Origin of the sequence: Cytobacillus praedii (assembly GCF_001439605.1) — a bacterium.
In the GTDB taxonomy this organism is placed as follows: Bacteria; Bacillota; Bacilli; order Bacillales; family Cytobacillaceae; genus Cytobacillus; species Cytobacillus praedii.
In genome coordinates, this window is sequence record NZ_LMBX01000016.1 from 113,515 (window position 1) to 128,553 (window position 15,039).

17 protein-coding genes and 1 other annotated feature are annotated in these 15,039 nt (G+C 39.1%); of the genes, 10 read left to right on the plus strand and 7 right to left on the minus strand.

Going from position 1 to position 15,039, the window contains the following annotated elements; all coding sequences use genetic code 11:
* Window positions 1-51: 51 nt before the first annotated feature.
* Window positions 52-984 (plus strand): ribonuclease Z, encoded by a 933-nt coding sequence (rnz, locus tag ASU02_RS16965; RefSeq protein ID WP_057765758.1) that lies wholly within the window; start codon window positions 52-54, stop codon window positions 982-984.
* 72 nt (window positions 985-1,056) lie between these two features.
* Window positions 1,057-1,275, plus strand: a binding site (T-box leader).
* 86 nt (window positions 1,276-1,361) lie between these two features.
* Window positions 1,362-2,702 carry a sodium-dependent transporter gene (locus ASU02_RS16970; protein ID WP_057765760.1) on the plus strand — a complete coding sequence of 447 codons (1,341 nt, stop codon included), beginning with the start codon at window positions 1,362-1,364 and terminating at the stop codon, window positions 2,700-2,702.
* Window positions 2,703-2,744: 42 nt separating this feature from the next.
* Here ASU02_RS16970 and namA read toward each other — a convergent pair whose 3' ends face one another.
* The 4 genes from namA to tagU form a co-directional block, all read right to left on the minus strand.
* Window positions 2,745-3,767 (minus strand): NADPH dehydrogenase NamA, encoded by a 1,023-nt coding sequence (gene namA, locus ASU02_RS16975; protein WP_057765762.1) that lies wholly within the window; start codon window positions 3,765-3,767, stop codon window positions 2,745-2,747.
* A gap of 69 nt (window positions 3,768-3,836) precedes the next feature.
* The gene (locus ASU02_RS16980; RefSeq protein ID WP_057765764.1) at window positions 3,837-4,973 is read right to left on the minus strand and encodes a glycosyltransferase; all 1,137 of its coding nucleotides are present in this window, start codon (window positions 4,971-4,973) and stop codon (window positions 3,837-3,839) included.
* Window positions 4,974-5,117: 144 nt separating this feature from the next.
* A complete protein-coding gene (proC, locus tag ASU02_RS16985) occupies window positions 5,118-5,948 on the minus strand; it encodes a pyrroline-5-carboxylate reductase (RefSeq protein WP_057765766.1) in 831 nt (276 codons plus the stop codon).
* 381 nt (window positions 5,949-6,329) lie between these two features.
* Window positions 6,330-7,259, minus strand: a complete 930-nt coding sequence (gene tagU / locus ASU02_RS16990) for a polyisoprenyl-teichoic acid--peptidoglycan teichoic acid transferase TagU (protein WP_057765768.1) — start codon at window positions 7,257-7,259, stop codon at window positions 6,330-6,332.
* A gap of 292 nt (window positions 7,260-7,551) precedes the next feature.
* Between tagU and ASU02_RS16995 the strand changes: the two genes are divergently transcribed.
* Both ASU02_RS16995 and ASU02_RS17000 read left to right on the plus strand, forming a co-directional pair.
* Complete coding sequence (locus tag ASU02_RS16995; RefSeq protein WP_057765770.1) at window positions 7,552-8,511, plus strand: MBL fold metallo-hydrolase; 960 nt, start codon at window positions 7,552-7,554, stop codon at window positions 8,509-8,511.
* Window positions 8,512-8,803: 292 nt separating this feature from the next.
* A complete protein-coding gene (locus ASU02_RS17000; RefSeq protein ID WP_057765773.1) occupies window positions 8,804-9,595 on the plus strand; it encodes an SDR family NAD(P)-dependent oxidoreductase in 792 nt (263 codons plus the stop codon).
* A 456-nt stretch (window positions 9,596-10,051) separates the two neighbouring features.
* Here the strand turns inward: ASU02_RS17000 and ASU02_RS17005 are convergent, their stop codons facing one another.
* Complete coding sequence (locus ASU02_RS17005) at window positions 10,052-10,252, minus strand: YqzH family protein (protein ID WP_057765775.1); 201 nt, start codon at window positions 10,250-10,252, stop codon at window positions 10,052-10,054.
* Window positions 10,253-10,411: 159 nt separating this feature from the next.
* On the opposite strand from ASU02_RS17005, the gene ASU02_RS17010 reads away from it, so the two are divergent.
* Genes ASU02_RS17010 through ASU02_RS26725 form a run of 3 tightly spaced genes read left to right on the plus strand, consistent with a single transcriptional unit; the run spans window position 10,412 to window position 12,243 of the window.
* Window positions 10,412-11,671 (plus strand): Y-family DNA polymerase, encoded by a 1,260-nt coding sequence (locus ASU02_RS17010; protein WP_057765777.1) that lies wholly within the window; start codon window positions 10,412-10,414, stop codon window positions 11,669-11,671.
* Between the two features lie 19 nt (window positions 11,672-11,690).
* Entirely contained in the window at window positions 11,691-12,023 is a 333-nt protein-coding gene (locus ASU02_RS17015; protein WP_057765779.1) for a YolD-like family protein, read from the plus strand.
* Between the two features lie 58 nt (window positions 12,024-12,081).
* A complete protein-coding gene (locus ASU02_RS26725; RefSeq protein WP_057765782.1) occupies window positions 12,082-12,243 on the plus strand; it encodes a hypothetical protein in 162 nt (53 codons plus the stop codon).
* Window positions 12,244-12,268: 25 nt separating this feature from the next.
* Here the strand turns inward: ASU02_RS26725 and ASU02_RS17025 are convergent, their stop codons facing one another.
* A complete protein-coding gene (locus tag ASU02_RS17025) occupies window positions 12,269-12,481 on the minus strand; it encodes a CDGSH iron-sulfur domain-containing protein (RefSeq protein ID WP_057765784.1) in 213 nt (70 codons plus the stop codon).
* Between the two features lie 126 nt (window positions 12,482-12,607).
* Between ASU02_RS17025 and ASU02_RS17030 the strand changes: the two genes are divergently transcribed.
* Both ASU02_RS17030 and ASU02_RS17035 read left to right on the plus strand, forming a co-directional pair.
* The gene (locus ASU02_RS17030) at window positions 12,608-12,937 is read left to right on the plus strand and encodes an iron-sulfur cluster biosynthesis family protein (RefSeq protein WP_057765786.1); all 330 of its coding nucleotides are present in this window, start codon (window positions 12,608-12,610) and stop codon (window positions 12,935-12,937) included.
* A 295-nt stretch (window positions 12,938-13,232) separates the two neighbouring features.
* Entirely contained in the window at window positions 13,233-13,766 is a 534-nt protein-coding gene (locus ASU02_RS17035) for a hypothetical protein (protein ID WP_057765788.1), read from the plus strand.
* A gap of 28 nt (window positions 13,767-13,794) precedes the next feature.
* Here the strand turns inward: ASU02_RS17035 and ASU02_RS17040 are convergent, their stop codons facing one another.
* Window positions 13,795-14,712 carry an alpha/beta hydrolase gene (locus ASU02_RS17040; protein ID WP_057765790.1) on the minus strand — a complete coding sequence of 306 codons (918 nt, stop codon included), beginning with the start codon at window positions 14,710-14,712 and terminating at the stop codon, window positions 13,795-13,797.
* A 56-nt stretch (window positions 14,713-14,768) separates the two neighbouring features.
* On the opposite strand from ASU02_RS17040, the gene ASU02_RS27240 reads away from it, so the two are divergent.
* Window positions 14,769-14,891, plus strand: a complete 123-nt coding sequence (locus ASU02_RS27240) for a hypothetical protein (RefSeq protein WP_269745993.1) — start codon at window positions 14,769-14,771, stop codon at window positions 14,889-14,891.
* Window positions 14,892-15,039 lie beyond the last annotated feature (148 nt).

Sequence of the window (15,039 nt, forward strand, 5' to 3'; positions counted from 1 at the left end):
ACATTCAATATAGCACGAATTTATTTTTAAAGCTTTAAAGGGGAGTTATGTATGGAAGTCTTTTTTTTAGGCACGGGTGCGGGAATGCCTGCTAAACTGCGAAATGTTACTTCAATTGCGCTGAAATTGCTAGAAGAGCGGGGAGCCATCTGGCTTTTTGACTGTGGAGAAGCAACCCAGCATCAAATTTTACATACATCGATTAAGCCGCGCAGAATAGAAAAAATTTTCATTACCCATTTGCATGGGGATCATATTTATGGGCTTCCAGGACTATTATCAAGCAGATCGTTTCAAGGAGGAGAATCAGAGGTTGTTTTGTATGGACCAAAGGGGATAAAGGAATTTGTTGACATCTCACTATCTGTTAGCCAGACCTATTTGAAATATCCGCTGAAAATAGTCGAAATCGAGGAAGGAATTATTTTTGAGGATGAAGAATTTACGGTAGAAGCCAGGCTTCTTGAACATGGGATTCCTTCGTATGGCTTTCGAGTGAGCGAAAAGGACAGACCTGGTACATTGCTTGCAGATAAGCTTATGGAAGCAGGTGTAAAGCCAGGACCGCTTTATAAAAAAATAAAAAATGGAGAGGCAGTAAAGCTTGAAAATGGAAATATAATTGAGCCTGGAGCTTTTTTAGGACCTTCGCAAAAGGGACGAATCATTACGATTCTTGGGGATACGAGAATTTGTGAGGCAGCCGCATATTTAGCCCAAGATGCGGATTTGCTTGTTCATGAAGCAACATTCTCCAATGGAGAAGAGAAGCTCGCATATGATTACTTTCACTCAACAACTGTTCAAGCCGCACAGGTTGCCAAAGAGGCAGGTGTGAAAAAGCTGTGCTTAACTCATATTAGCTCAAGGTATGATCGTACTGATTGGAATCATCTTGAGGAAGAGGCAAGAAAGATTTTCCAGAATACAGTTATTTCAGAGGATTTTAAGGAAATATCATTGCCAATTTGTAAAGGAAATTGAATTTTTCCGATAATTTTATTGACTTGACCAAAAATGCATACTATAATCTCATTTAAACCTAAACATTATATTTATAAAGCTATGAAGAGTATTTATTAAGTCTTATTTCCCTGTTATAGAGAGTCAGTGGTTGGTGAAAACTGATACACAGGTAAGATGAATTTCAGCTTGGAGCTTTTTCTTGCTGCATGTATTATGCGGGAAGAACGGAAGAATCCGTTAACATGTCAAGTGGAAAGTCACATGCTTTCAAAAAGGGTGGTACCGCGTGAATCAAATCACGTCCCTTTTAGATAGCTGTGACTTTTTTGTTTTTAGTAAGAAATCGGCCAATTTCTGAACGATTCATGCTTATTTGAAAAACTAAGGAGGAGCAAATGATGCAAAATGAACAATGGTCTTCAAAAATTGGCTTTATATTAGCTTCTGCCGGTTCAGCAATTGGACTAGGAGCAATTTGGAAGCTTCCGTATGTAACAGGGAATAGCGGAGGCGGCGCATTTATTCTATTATTCTTAATTTTTTCCTTACTTATTGGGTTTCCTCTTTTACTTGGTGAGTTTGTTATTGGACGCAGTACAGGAAAAGAAGCGATTTCTGCCTATAAGGCGATTGCACCGAAATCTAAGTGGCATTGGATTGGTTATTTAGGCGTATTTACTTGTTTTCTTCTTCTGTCATTTTATAGTGTAATTGGCGGCTGGATTATTAAATATTTGATGGCTAGTTTGACTGGAGGGATGCCTGCTGAAGCAGAAGGTTATGCAGCGTTTTTTGAAAAGTCGGTTGCAAATCCACTCGAGGTTGTCATTTCTCAGGGAATCTTTTTAATCATTACTATTGTGGTTGTTGCAAGAGGTGTACAAAAAGGGATTGAGCAAATAAGCAAAATTTTAATGCCTGCTCTGTTCTTATTATTCATTGTTTTAATTATCCGTTCCTTAACGCTGGATGGGGCAATGGATGGGGTTGCTTTCTTCCTAAAGCCTGATTTTTCAAGCTTAACGTCTGAAAGTGTCCTTTATGCGATGGGACAATCGTTTTTCTCGTTGAGTGTTGGAGTTTCGGTTATGGTAACGTATAGCTCCTATTTATCAAAAAAGGAAAGCCTTCTGCAGCCAGCGTTATCTATTGTAGTCATGAATCTATTCATCTCCATTTTAGCTGGACTTGCTATTTTCCCAGCTGTATTTTCCCTAGGGTTTGAGCCAGCAGCTGGTCCGGGATTATTATTTATTGTTCTGCCATCTGTATTTGACCAAATTGTTTTTGGTAAGGTATTTTTGCTCTTATTCCTTTCTCTGTTTTTATTCGCTACCTTAACTTCTGCTTTTTCAATGCTTGAAATTGTTGTCGCGGCGCTGACGAATAAGAAGGGAAAAGGGAGGGCTCGAATGGCTTGGCTAATGGGAGCAGCAATTTTCATTGTCGGCATTCCTTCTGCCTTATCTTACAGTACATTATCTGACATCTTGATTTTTGGAAAAAGTATTTTTGACAGTGCTGATTTTCTTGTCAGCAATATTTTGATGCCAATTGGGGCTTTACTCATCTCTATATTCGTTTCGTTTAAAATGAAGAAGGATCTTTTAAGAAGTGAGCTGATTCAGGGGAAAAAAAGCTTGAATTTTATTTTTACCGTCTGGTTTTTCCTAATGAGATATGTCGTTCCTCTTGTTATTATTATTGTGTTTCTTGATACAGTGGACATTATTTAAACGTAAAAGCGGGATGGACACTTTCGTCCATCCCGCTTTTAATTAAATAAGCCACCCTCGTTCATATTGCTTCGGTGATTCAATGTTAACGCCAAGTTCCTTCGCTGCTGTGCGCGGCCAGTATGGATCACGCAGAAGCTCACGAGCAAGGAAAATTAAATCGGCACGGTCATTTTGGAGAATCTCTTCTGCATGAAGCGGTGCTGTAATTAAGCCTACCGCTCCTGTAGGGATACCAGCCTCCTCTTTAATTTTTTCGGAGAACTTTACCTGATAGCCAGGGTACGTGTGAATCCTAGCTGGGACTACTGCACCAGAGCTAACATCAATAAGATCGATTCCTTGTTCTTTCATCCATTTCCCAAATTGTACATAATCTTTAGCAGTTAAGCCTTTCTCATGATAATCATGTGCAGAAACTCGAACAAATAATGGCCCATCCCATACAGTTTTAATTGCCTCAATGATTTCACGAAGGAAACGATAACGATTTTCAGGAGATCCACCGTATTCGTCTGTCCGCTGGTTAGAAAGAGGGGATAGGAATTCATTAATTAGATAGCCATGGGCCCCGTGAATTTCGATAATATCAAAGCCTGCTTTTTGTGCTCTTTCTGCTCCTTGCTTGAATGAGTCAATTGTTTCTTGTATTTCTTCAATCGTCATTTCTTTTGGCTGTTTCATTTTTTCATTGAATGCTAGAGCGGATGGTGCAATGATTTCACCCTCGAGCACTGCTTTTCGGCCAGCATGGGCAAGCTGAATGCCGGTTGCTGCTCCATGTTCCTTCATTAAATCAGTGAGTTCCTTTAACCCAGCAATGTGATCATCGCTCCAAATCCCTAAGTCATTTGGGGAAATCCGTCCTTGTGGAGTGACAGCAGTTGCTTCTAAAATAATCAGACCTACTTGACCGACAGCTCTGCTCGTATAATGTGTTTTATGCCAATTCTCTACCATGCCATCCTCGTTCGGGCATGAGTACATACACATCGGTGCCATGACAATCCGGTTTTTAATCGTCGTATTCTTAATCGTAAAAGGGGTAAAGAGCTTTGCTTCCATTTGAAAAACCTCCTCTTATGTATGTAGCTTTTCTCTAGTATAACAATCGTTTCTTAAAATGAAAAAGAACTAGCTTCTCTTTTCGCGCAATTCACTCAGACGGTACTTTGTTCCTCTCCATATGATGCCGCCTCTTTTAAATGTCAAGAAGCTCGCACGGATAATTGAATAAATAAAGACAAGTGCAGTTATGGGAAATAAGAGAAAGAGCAGTGGAGAGAAGGTTGTCATCCGCTTAATGATGAATGTATAAACAATGGCGAGCAGAAGGATATTGGCTGCACTTAAAATAATCTGGTCTTGGGAAAACAATGTGAAGAAAGGAAGAACTTGTGAAAGGAATACACCAGCTATCGCGAATAGAACCATGCTGATCCGATAGTGAAGACCGGCAAACGTATTTTTCTCAAGGCCAATTAATGCTTCTTGTAAGCTTCCATACCACTCTACCTCAAGTAATTCCATTGCAGTCACCATTCGCTGATGATGCCCCATTTCCTTCATTTTCTTCCCGAGCATTAAATCATCATCGGGGCGCATTTTAATCGCTTTGTGCGTTCCAAAAGCATGATAAGCCTTTTTCGCAATCATATTGAAGGCACCGATACCCATTCCAGTTTTCGATCGCGGTCTGTTCGCCATCCACGGGCGCTTATAGTAGGAAAAGCCAAACATAAAAAAAGCGATAAAGGATTGGAGAAAAAAGTTCTTTCCATAAAGATTTGGAGCGGCAGTTAAGTGTTCAAGTTTATTGTTTGTAAAATAGCTGATTGCCTTGCCAATAGCTTGTTGTTGGAATTGAACATCTGCATCTGTAAATAATAGGAGGTCCCCGGCAGCATCTTGTGAACCTGTATAAAGTGCATAATTTTTTCCCAGCCATCCTTCTGGAAGCTCGCGAATATGAATGACCCTTATTCGTTTGTCAGTCTTCTGTAATTTGTCCATGATCTTTCCTGTTTTATCAGTAGAGCGGTCATTCACTAAAATCCATTCGATGTTTTTATAATTTTGTTTCAGCTGACTGATGATGCTGCTTTCAATGTTTTCCTCCTCATTCCTGGCTGCAACAATGATTGAAAGCAGCGGACCGTTTATTCGTTCCGTTTCATCTTCAAGTCGATCTAATTTTCTAAAACCTGTACTGGCATCAACTAGAACTGCCACCCAAACAAGCAGGTTTAAAAAAAGAAGAACGGTTAGCATTGGGACACTTCCTTTTTTGAGACTTTGTATTATCAGCAAATATAGTGTAATCCTGCAAAAATTGTGTGAAGTTTGCAAAGGAAATGGCTATTTGCAAAAATAAAGCGGAGTTCGCAAAAAAACTCAGCTTTTACCAAAATTCAGCTACACCTTTATTCCTGCACGAATATGATCGCCAAGGCGCTTGGATTGGGCAGTTGCTTCTTTTATGCAATCGATAAAGGCGTGCTGTACGCGATAGTTTTCCAAAACCTTCAGTCCAGCTTCTGTTGTTCCGCCTGGACTTGTTACTTCCTTACGAAGCTGCCCGGGTTCTTTTGCTGACTTAGATAACATTTCTGCTGCTCCCAGCAATGTTTGCACGATGAATTCCTTTGCGACCTCTTTCTCAAGCCCGACATCGACTGCGCTTTTTTCCATTGCTTCTGCTAAATAGTAAATATAGGCTGGACCGCTTCCTGACAAGCCAGTAACGGCATCGAGCTGCTCTTCTTCAACAATGGCTGTTACACCAACAGTTGCGAACATTTTTGATACAAGCCTCATCTGTTCAGCTGATACTGCTTGATTAATTGCAAGGGCGGTAGCTGACTTTCCGACTGCTGCCGATGTATTAGGCATTGCTCTTACAATGGCCAATGATTGTCCGGCAAGCATTTCAATACTGTTTATTGAAACACCAGCCAATACCGAAATAATTAGCATCTCCTCTGTTAAGTACTTCTTAATATGCTCAATTGCCTCAGCCGCATCCTTTGGTTTCATTGCTAATATAACAAGGCTGGCATTTTGGAAAAGTTCCTTTAAATCATAGGTCGTTTGCACATTATATTGATTTTGTAAGATTATTAATTTTTCATGGTCTGTCTTGTTTGTTACCCATATTTGCCTGCTGTCCATTAGCTTATTTTTTACTATGCCAGCTATTAAAGCCTCCGCCATGGAGCCTGCGCCAATGACCGCTAATTTTTCCATTTTTTATTCCTCCTGTGTAAATAAATGATTGAAAACAAAAAAGCCCTTCCATCCTATAAAGGACGAAAGGACTAAGCTTTTCGCGGTACCACCTTCAATTACCTTTTTCATAAAAATTGCAAAAAGGCATCTCAACTCCGTTAACGCCGGAAACACGTTTAGGTTTGCCTAACCGCTCATAAGGTAGGTTCAATGGTCAAGTGGACGGTGAAGCCTTTCAGCCTGCCGGGCTTCACTCTCTTTCGTCTTTTTCCATTTACTGGCCTTACTCATCGCTATTTCCAATCTAAAGATATTAATAGTGATTATGAAGGGGGACAGGCACGGTTGTCAAGAGTTAATTGTTTAAATAAACAGAAAATAATCTTTTGAAGGATTTTATCATTGTAACTCCAGATGCCCTCTCAATTCATCTTGAACCCTCTGTTTTTCTTCGTCAGGCACAATAAAATAATAAATATCCTTGATTAATTTTCCATCACCATCAATAGAAAGCTGTTCGACTGTTTTAGCAGCATGGCGGTAATTTTTTTGAATATCGACCATTTCATTGAAAATAAGGTTAGTCTTTATATTTTTTCCTAAAGCACTAAAAATCTTCTGATAATTTGTTAAGGATGAAAGGCTTGCCCCTTTATTTATCACTGCCTGGATTACCTCTCTCTGTCTTAGCTGGCGTCCAAAATCGCCTCTTGCATCCTCGTATCTCATACGTGAAAACATTAGTGCTTCTTTTCCATTTAAAGTGATTTTACCTTTAGGAAAATGTTTTCCATCAACGGTAAAATCTAAATCATTGTTTACTGTCACTCCACCTACAGAGTCAACAATATCCTTGAAGCCCTCCATATTAATTTGCAAGTAGTAATCAATGGGGATATTCAAGAAATCCTCCACGGTTGCCATCGACATTTCAATGCCGCCAAATGCATAGGCATGATTTATTTTATCTTCTGTTCCATGGCCAACAATTTCTGTTCTTGTATCCCGTGGAATGCTGAGCATTTTGATAGAATTTTGGTTTGGGTTAACTGTTAAGACAATCATCGTATCAGAACGTCCGCGATCACCTTTGCGTTCATCAACCCCAAGGATTAGAACAGAGAACGGTTCCTTTTTTTTAAAAGTTACCTCTTCTATTCTTTTTTCAGATAGTTCTCTTTCAATGGGCTGATGCATGGTGTCAACTGCATTCGTTAATGACTTATATACTGAATATCCATATACGCCTGTACAGATTAGCATAAATAAAATGACTATCCCTGCTACCCGGAGCCAGGTTCTTTTTTTCTTTTTGGATTCAGATCTCATTTCCTTGTCCTCCATTAAAAGGGTAGGTCTTTTTAATAAAGAATAACAGATATTCTTTTAAAAGAACACCAAAGACTTATATAAAAAAATGAATCTTTGGCTGACAGCAGTGTCTGCCATCCGTGGACAAAACTACTTCATTTGTCCACGAGCGGTGTTTGATATTAATTAATTATGTGAAAATAATGACAATTAACTAAAAGAGGGTTACACTTATTTATATACACAGAAGGCTGCAAAAATACGCAGGGATAATTCTATCGAGATATAGTGATTTAGAGGAGTGGGAATAATGACACAGTGGAAAGATGGGATTGCTAAAATAGTCATCCCGACGCCTTTTCCAGTCGGAGATGTAAATGTATATGTAGTGAAAGGAGAAAGGCTGACACTCGTTGATGTTGGACCGAAAACGGCTGAGGCGTGGGTGGCAATGACTGAGCAGCTGAAGGAGTTAAATTTAACCACTGATGATATTGAGCAGGTTGTGCTCACCCATCATCATCCGGATCATTCCGGTCTGTTGGATTATTTTTCTCCAGCCTTGGAAGTGTATGGACATCGATTTAATCAAAGGTGGCTTTCCCGTACCGATCAATTTTTAGAGGCACACGACGAATTTTATCATCAGCTGTTTGGAGAATTTGGCATACCAGAACAATATTTTCCGCTCATTGGGGCATTGAAAAAAACGCTGCGTTTTGCATGCAGCCGTTCCCTTTCCGGTGAATTGGCAGAAGGAGATACACCTTTTGGTCTGGAGGAATGGATGGTGATTGAAACACCGGGACATGCCCAGAGCCATATCGGTCTTCTGAGAGAAAAGGATGGTGTATATTTAGGCGGGGATCATCTGCTTGCGCATATCTCGCCCAATCCTTTATTAGAACCGCCTCTTCCAGGTGAAACGGTGCGTCCAAAACCCCAGCTGCAATACAATGAATCATTAAGAAAGCTTTCGAAGCTCCCGATTCAGCTCGTTTATTCGGGACATGGCGACGATATTTATCAGGTAAATGAGCTGATTGAAAAAAGACTGGCTCGCCAGCACGATAGAGCAATGAATATAAGAAAATGGCTTGAGGCAGAATCGCTTACTGTATTTGATATTTGCCGCCGGCTGTTTCCACTGGTATACGAGAAAGAGTTTTCACTAACTATGTCTGAAACAATTGCTCAGCTTGACTATTTACTTGCGATTGAAGAAGTGAAGGTAAATAAAGAGGGGAATGCATTTTTATATTTTGTCTAGCTGCAAATTAGACCTAAATTAAGACTCATTTAAATAGATGTGAGGGAGAAGAGTCGAAACAGGAATATCCAACTATTATAATTTGGATCAATCTAGCTACATGGATTGATCTTTTTTATTTCTGGGGTACGTTGCTCAAAGGTCATTATCAGCTATGATTTAGAAATCTATGATCACTTCATGAGGTGGGAATAACTTAGTAACTAGCATAAGAATAGAGTAAAATGATATAAAGACACGATATAGCTGCCAGGTAAATTATATGGTGAATAATCTTTGCTGAGGTGATTAAATGGGGAAATTATCAAATAAAAATATTGTTATAACAGGTGCTTCGTCAGGTATTGGTGAAAAAGTTGCTCTGATGATTGCTGAAATGGGTGCTCGCCCAATCCTACTTGCCCGGACGATAGGGAAACTGGAGGAAATATCAGAAGAAGTTAATCGGAAATATGCTGCAGGCTGTATCTATTTTCAACTCGATGTAAGTGACTTTGAACAAGTAAAATCTGTTTTTCAAAAGATACTCCATGAGACTGGCCATATTGATATACTTTTAAATAATGCTGGATTTGGCATTTTTGAGTCATTTTATGAAGCGAATTTTGAGGACATTGAAAAAATGTTTGAAGTAAACGTGTTAGGATTAATGGCTTGTGCGAAGGAAGTTCTTCCTTCAATGCTTGAACGTAACTCTGGTCACATTATAAACGTCGCATCCCAAGCAGGTAAATTAGCCACACCAAAGTCAAGCGGGTACTCAGCAACAAAGCATGCTGTTCTCGGTTTTACAAATAGCTTGAGGATGGAGCTTTTAAAAACTAACATTTCTGTATCTGCAGTTAACCCAGGTCCTATAGAAACAAATTTTTTTAACACTGCTGATAAATCTGGGAACTATGTGAAAAACGTTAAAAAATTAATGTTAAAATCGGATTATGTAGCTGAGCAGATAATTAAATTAATGATTAGTCCTAAGCGTGAGTTGAATTTACCAAGGTGGATGAATCTGGGGAGTGTGCTGTACAATTTGTTCCCTAACATAGCTGAAAAGCTGACAGGAAATATGTTTGATAAAAAATAATGTTGAATTTATACATAGTAGATGAAATTCATAAAAAAAGCTTTACTCCTAATAGGAGTAAAGCTTTTTTGCTGTTTCCTCTTCTTATGCTTTAATGATGATAAATTGTTTATAGTTTTGTAAAGAATCTTGCTGATGAGATTATTAGTGTTGATACAGGTTCAGTGGATAGAACAAAGAAAATTGTTTTAAATTATACCGATCAAATTTTTGACTTTGAATGATTGTCATTTCTCGAAAATGGATTACATTTTTTGGTTAGATTTGTAAGTGTTACTGGAAAAGGATCGTCACAATAATTAAGAGAAACATAAATCCAATGATTGATTGTTACTATGCGATACAATTTATTGTGTTAAATCTTTTTTTCGTTAAAGACAAAGAGTACAAAACTGTTTAGAACAATATACTCGTGCTTTCCGATAAAGATCAGTTCATAGCGGTTTTTTCTTTTGCCTAAAAATAAGGAGAATCCGTTATGTAACCATAAACAACATCATTAACGATGTCATGCAAATCATCATCAACTTGTTTTGCCGCAACAATTTTATTGTAGATCTCTTCAAATGTTCTGCTGTTTAGTGTGATCGAATCGCCATCCTCATTGTATTGCTTCAGGCAGTTCTGTACCATTTTTAAAATAAGTTTTCGATTCATTTCCGTCGCCCCCTTTACAAGATTATACATGTTAAAGGAGGAGAGCTTCTCGCATAAGAAATTGGTCGATAAATTTCTGTTGTAAACGAACGTATATTCGATTAATATAATGGGTATAATCAGAACAAATGTTCCTTTTGGTTTTGGGAGATGACGAATATGATTGATTACAGCATGATGCCAAAGAACAAAATTCTGTGTATTGATATGAAAAGTTTTTATGCAAGCTGCTCGGCTGTCATGCGAGGGCTTGATCCGCTTGAGTGCTATCTTGTGGTTGCCGGCAATCAGGAGCGAAAGGGGAGTGTTGTCTTGGCAGCATCCCCCCAGATGAAAAAGGTATTTGGAATAAAGACTGGTGCCCGTCTTTTCGAAGTGCCAAACGATCCGCGCATCATCGTGGACGAACCGAAAATGGCAACCTATTTAAGAGTAGCTGCTGAAATTACACGTGTTTTTAATCGCTATGTCCCGAAGGAGGACATTCATGTGTACAGTGTAGATGAGAGCTTTATTAAAGTGGATAGTGTCCTTCATCTTTGGGGGGATGCTTTTACGATTGCAAGAAAAATAAAAGATGATATTGAGCGGGAATTCCAATTGCCATGTGCAATTGGAATTGGGCCTAATATGCTGCTGGCAAAGCTTGTGCTTGATTTAGAGGCAAAAAAGAAAGAAATTGCCGAATGGACCTACGAGGATGTTCAAGCGAAGCTGTGGAAAGTTTCTCCTTTGAGGGAAATGTGGGGAATCGGGCGCCGTGTGGAAAAAACGCTGAATGGGATGGGGATTTTTTCAGTTGGCCAGTTAGCTAAATATGATTTGGAAAAACTGGAAAAAAAGTTTGGAGTTATGGGCAATCAGTTATACCATCATGCATGGGGAATAGATCTTTCTGATTTAGGCGCACCGATCATGGAAGGGCAAATTAGCTTCGGAAAAAGTCAAATTCTGCTGCGGGATTATAAAGAGGAGCATGAAATTAAGGCTGTTATGTTAGAAATGTGTGAGGAGGTAGCAAGAAGGGCACGAGATCATCGAAAAGCCGCACGCACCGTTAGTTTTGGCGTCAGCTATAGCCAGGATGAATTTGGCGGCGGTTTTTATCGTTCCCAAACAATCGATGAACCGACGAATATCACAATGGATATTTACGGTGTCTGTTTAAAGCTTTTTCACAAGCATTATGAAGGTAAAACCGTTCGGCAAATTTCCATTTCGCTTAGCAAGCTTGTTGATGATACGGAAATGCAGCTAAATCTTTTTGATACAAATGGCTGGAAGAAGCGGGAGTTAGGTTACACAGTAGATCATATCCGATCTAAATTTGGAGCTGGGGCTCTTCTAAGGGCCGTTTCTTACACAAGCGCGGGAACCGCTAAACACAGGGCAACACTTGTTGGCGGTCATAAAATGTAGGTAAAGGAGGATAAATCAAATGATTCGGGATCGCGGCAGAATAAAATGGACATCAATGATGCTTCCTGAACATGTAAAGTTACTGAGAGACTGGGCTGAGGAAGATAGGCACGAACATAAGCGGGAAATTGATGAGCAAGCACTAGAGAGCATGAACGATTGTATTTCCGAGGCAATGGAATATGGAAAGGCAGTGACACTTACCTATTATCAGCATAAAAATTACCGGCTTGTCATTGGGAATATTCATTATTGGGATGAAATCAATCATAAAGTGCATATTGTCGATCACTTTGGGGAGGTACATCAAATTCGAACTTCTGAAATAGCCGATGTGCGGTTTTCGGATTAAAAGAAGAAGGGGTAGTTTTTCATTATTGAAGCACCTTAAGTGAAGGGGGTGATTCATTTTGCCAAGAGGAAAAGAACTTGAACAGCTTCCCATGTCGACGATTGCTCCTGGTACAGGAGAGGACAGCAGGAGGATGGATCGGGAAAATCTCCAAGGAATGATGGATGGAGAACAAGTGACTCCAGCAAAGGCTGGAAATAATAAGAAAAAGCGAGGGTGAGCTCCCTCGCTTTTCTTTACCTCAGTTAGTCCTCAGATGGCTTTGGTGCACGAACAACAGATTCAAATACCCCTTTATGGCTTCCGTCACAAAATGGAGCATTGGCCGATCTGCCACAGCGGCAAAGCGAAAATGTTGGCTTCGTAACGAATGGATTTCCTTCCGCGTCAACGAGCTCCACATCACCAGTAATACGGAAAGACCCATTATCATTCACTTTTATTGTAACTTTTGACATAAATATCCCCCATTTCACAAAATTGACACATTTCTTTTCATGTTAAAGGGAAAAAGGAAAAATTGCAATAGAAGGAGATTATACAGCAAATTATGATAAAATGAAGCAGTAGAGGAGGTTATATAATTGGAAATTATCGTAACCGAAGAAGCAGAAAAGAAAATAAAAGCGAAAATAGACGGCCAAAACGGCTATTTAAAGCTGAAGTATGATACAGAAGGATGCGGGTGTGTAGTCAGCGGTGTATCGGCTCTATGGCTCGTAAATGAGCTGGCTGATGATGACCATGAGGTTCATACCAATATAGGCAGCATCTATATTGAAAAATCCAAGGAAGTCTTTTTCGAGGAAACAATGACAATCGCTTTCTCAGAAAAGGCGAATTGCTTTCAATTAAAAAGTCCGAATCAATACTTGAATCCGAGAATGAGTTTGTATGACAGAACAGACGGATAAATAACGAAAACATAAAGTGAAACTTCTAGCAGATCTCTGAGAAGTTTCACTTTTTATTTTCAGAAAATGTCACACAAGCAGGCGGTAATGTGTCCTAAGAAGTTTTTAGTCTCTATTTCCACTTCATGGCGAGGAGATGACTTTGACGAAGAGGAAGAGAAAGAAGCATTAATCGTAATTGCAAAGACAATTTTAAATTAATTCTGTTCTTTATCCAAAAATTACAAAAAACAGGTATGTTCCCTCCATCACCAACATTTAATGATAAAGATGTTGCTAAAGTGGAGGGAACTGTGTGAATCAAAAATGGATTGTCGTATTGCTAACAGTGATGCTATTGCTGACAGCCTGCAGGGCAGTGCCGATAAATCAAGTAATTGAAGAGGACATCCCATTTAATGTAAAGGAAGTTATACATACAGAAAAAGTGAAGGATGGCGCTATTTTATTATATGTAACAAGGCAGAAAAATGAAAAGAAAGAGGAATTTGATGCAGTCACAGTAGCTTTTTTAAAGGGGAATGATCAGGATGGATGGGAAAATGCGGGGCATAATCATTGGGACTATCATAAAGAGGAACAGGTGAATGTCTTTAAGGATGTTTTCTATGATTATAATGGCAATGGCGACCTGGAAACTAGAATTCCTGTAATCTATGGGAAAATAGAAGATAGCAAAATTAACTTCGTAGAAGTGGTTGGGAATGAAGGATTGGAAAGGGCTTACGTGATTAAAAAAGAAAGCGGACGCTACTTTTTAAAAGTCGGGGACTATGAAACTGCCAGGGGCTTGTCTGGGAATGAAAAAGGGGTGCAACTGCTAAAATAAATTGGAGACCTATAGCTAGGTCTCCTTATTATGTGAACACATATTCCTCTAAAAACTCATCAATCACCTTTTCATAATCGTTTTTATTCTCATTCAATGATTGTGCATGGACTCCATTAGAGGCTAAGTAAAGCTTTTTGGGTCCTTTTTTTAATTCATATAAGGCTTCAGACATCGTCGGTAGAATAAAATCATCTTTCTGGCTATGAATAAAGAGAATCGGCTTTTTTATATTCTCAATGACAGAAATCGGGGAAACATCTTTGATTGAATACTTTTGCCGCATGCGTAAAAATAAATCACCAACAGATAGGATAAGCCTTGGCGGCAGCTTCAATTCTCGCTTAATTTGGTAAGCAAGCTGCTCCTTAAAGTCAGAAAAAGGACAGTCTGCAATATAAAAATCTGCACCATCCTCGAGCATACCAGCATAAAGCAGCATCGTTGCTGCTCCCATTGATTCCCCGTGGATTCCTATCTCGATGTTCGAACCGTGCTCTTTTTTCAGCCAGTCTACAATCGTTTTTAAGTCGAATTTCTCAAAGTGACCAAAGCTTGTCGTTTTTCCTCCAGATTCCCCATGGCGGCGATGATCGTAAATAACAGCATTAAATCCGCGCTCCAAAAAAAGATTCATATATTTAATGGAGTTCATCTTATTCTCCGTTACTCCATGAGAAATAATGATAAAGCGCTTGTTTATATGTGGTTCAATAATGACAGCCTTGAGATTATAGCCAAAAGGGGAAGGGATGAGAACTTCTTTCTTCGGAAGCCCATCATATTCCATTAAATCAAGCCGCCCGGCTCCTTGTTCCCGATCTAAGATAAATTGATCTTCTTTCTTCCTCATATACATGAGTCGATTTGTAAAATAAACACCAATTGATGTAAGAAAGAGAAGGAAAGAAATAAAGTAGCGAGTAAAACGAAGAAGTCTTTTCATGTCCATCCTCCTGATAATCTTTTTCTTTATTTTACCATTTTGAAGGAAATTAAAACATGAACTCGATTGAAACTGAGGAAAAAAATGAGGAAGTGATTCCTTTATTGGGGAAAGAAATCAGGGGAAAAGGGACAAATTTTTCCTCAATCGCTCTTATTGGGTACAAAAAGCGGGGATAAAATGTCGAAATGGTCCACAATCGCCCTTATTGGGTACAAAAAATTGAGGGAAAAGGCCGAAATGGTCCACAATCGAGTCAAGTCCGGATTATTGTGTAAAATCAAAAGCAATTGTTTTCAGCTTTACCTTTGAATATTCTCTGTCCAT

What these genes read in the sequence shown, in the direction of transcription:
- ASU02_RS17025 (WP_057765784.1), bottom strand. Translation starts at nt 12,481, where the DNA reads ATGTCAAAAGTTACAATAAAAGTGAATGATAATGGGTCTTTCCGTATT.
- ASU02_RS17040 (WP_057765790.1), bottom strand. Translation starts at nt 14,712, where the DNA reads ATGAAAAGACTTCTTCGTTTTACTCGCTACTTTATTTCTTTCCTTCTC.
- ASU02_RS17005 (WP_057765775.1), bottom strand. Translation starts at nt 10,252, where the DNA reads ATGAATCGAAAACTTATTTTAAAAATGGTACAGAACTGCCTGAAGCAA.
- ASU02_RS16995 (WP_057765770.1), top strand. Translation starts at nt 7,552, where the DNA reads ATGACACAGTGGAAAGATGGGATTGCTAAAATAGTCATCCCGACGCCT.
- ASU02_RS17000 (WP_057765773.1), top strand. Translation starts at nt 8,804, where the DNA reads ATGGGGAAATTATCAAATAAAAATATTGTTATAACAGGTGCTTCGTCA.
- tagU (WP_057765768.1), bottom strand. Translation starts at nt 7,259, where the DNA reads ATGAGATCTGAATCCAAAAAGAAAAAAAGAACCTGGCTCCGGGTAGCA.
- ASU02_RS16970 (WP_057765760.1), top strand. Translation starts at nt 1,362, where the DNA reads ATGATGCAAAATGAACAATGGTCTTCAAAAATTGGCTTTATATTAGCT.
- rnz (WP_057765758.1), top strand. Translation starts at nt 52, where the DNA reads ATGGAAGTCTTTTTTTTAGGCACGGGTGCGGGAATGCCTGCTAAACTG.
- ASU02_RS16980 (WP_057765764.1), bottom strand. Translation starts at nt 4,973, where the DNA reads ATGCTAACCGTTCTTCTTTTTTTAAACCTGCTTGTTTGGGTGGCAGTT.
- ASU02_RS17015 (WP_057765779.1), top strand. Translation starts at nt 11,691, where the DNA reads ATGATTCGGGATCGCGGCAGAATAAAATGGACATCAATGATGCTTCCT.
- namA (WP_057765762.1), bottom strand. Translation starts at nt 3,767, where the DNA reads ATGGAAGCAAAGCTCTTTACCCCTTTTACGATTAAGAATACGACGATT.
- ASU02_RS17010 (WP_057765777.1), top strand. Translation starts at nt 10,412, where the DNA reads ATGATTGATTACAGCATGATGCCAAAGAACAAAATTCTGTGTATTGAT.
- proC (WP_057765766.1), bottom strand. Translation starts at nt 5,948, where the DNA reads ATGGAAAAATTAGCGGTCATTGGCGCAGGCTCCATGGCGGAGGCTTTA.
- ASU02_RS27240 (WP_269745993.1), top strand. Translation starts at nt 14,769, where the DNA reads ATGAACTCGATTGAAACTGAGGAAAAAAATGAGGAAGTGATTCCTTTA.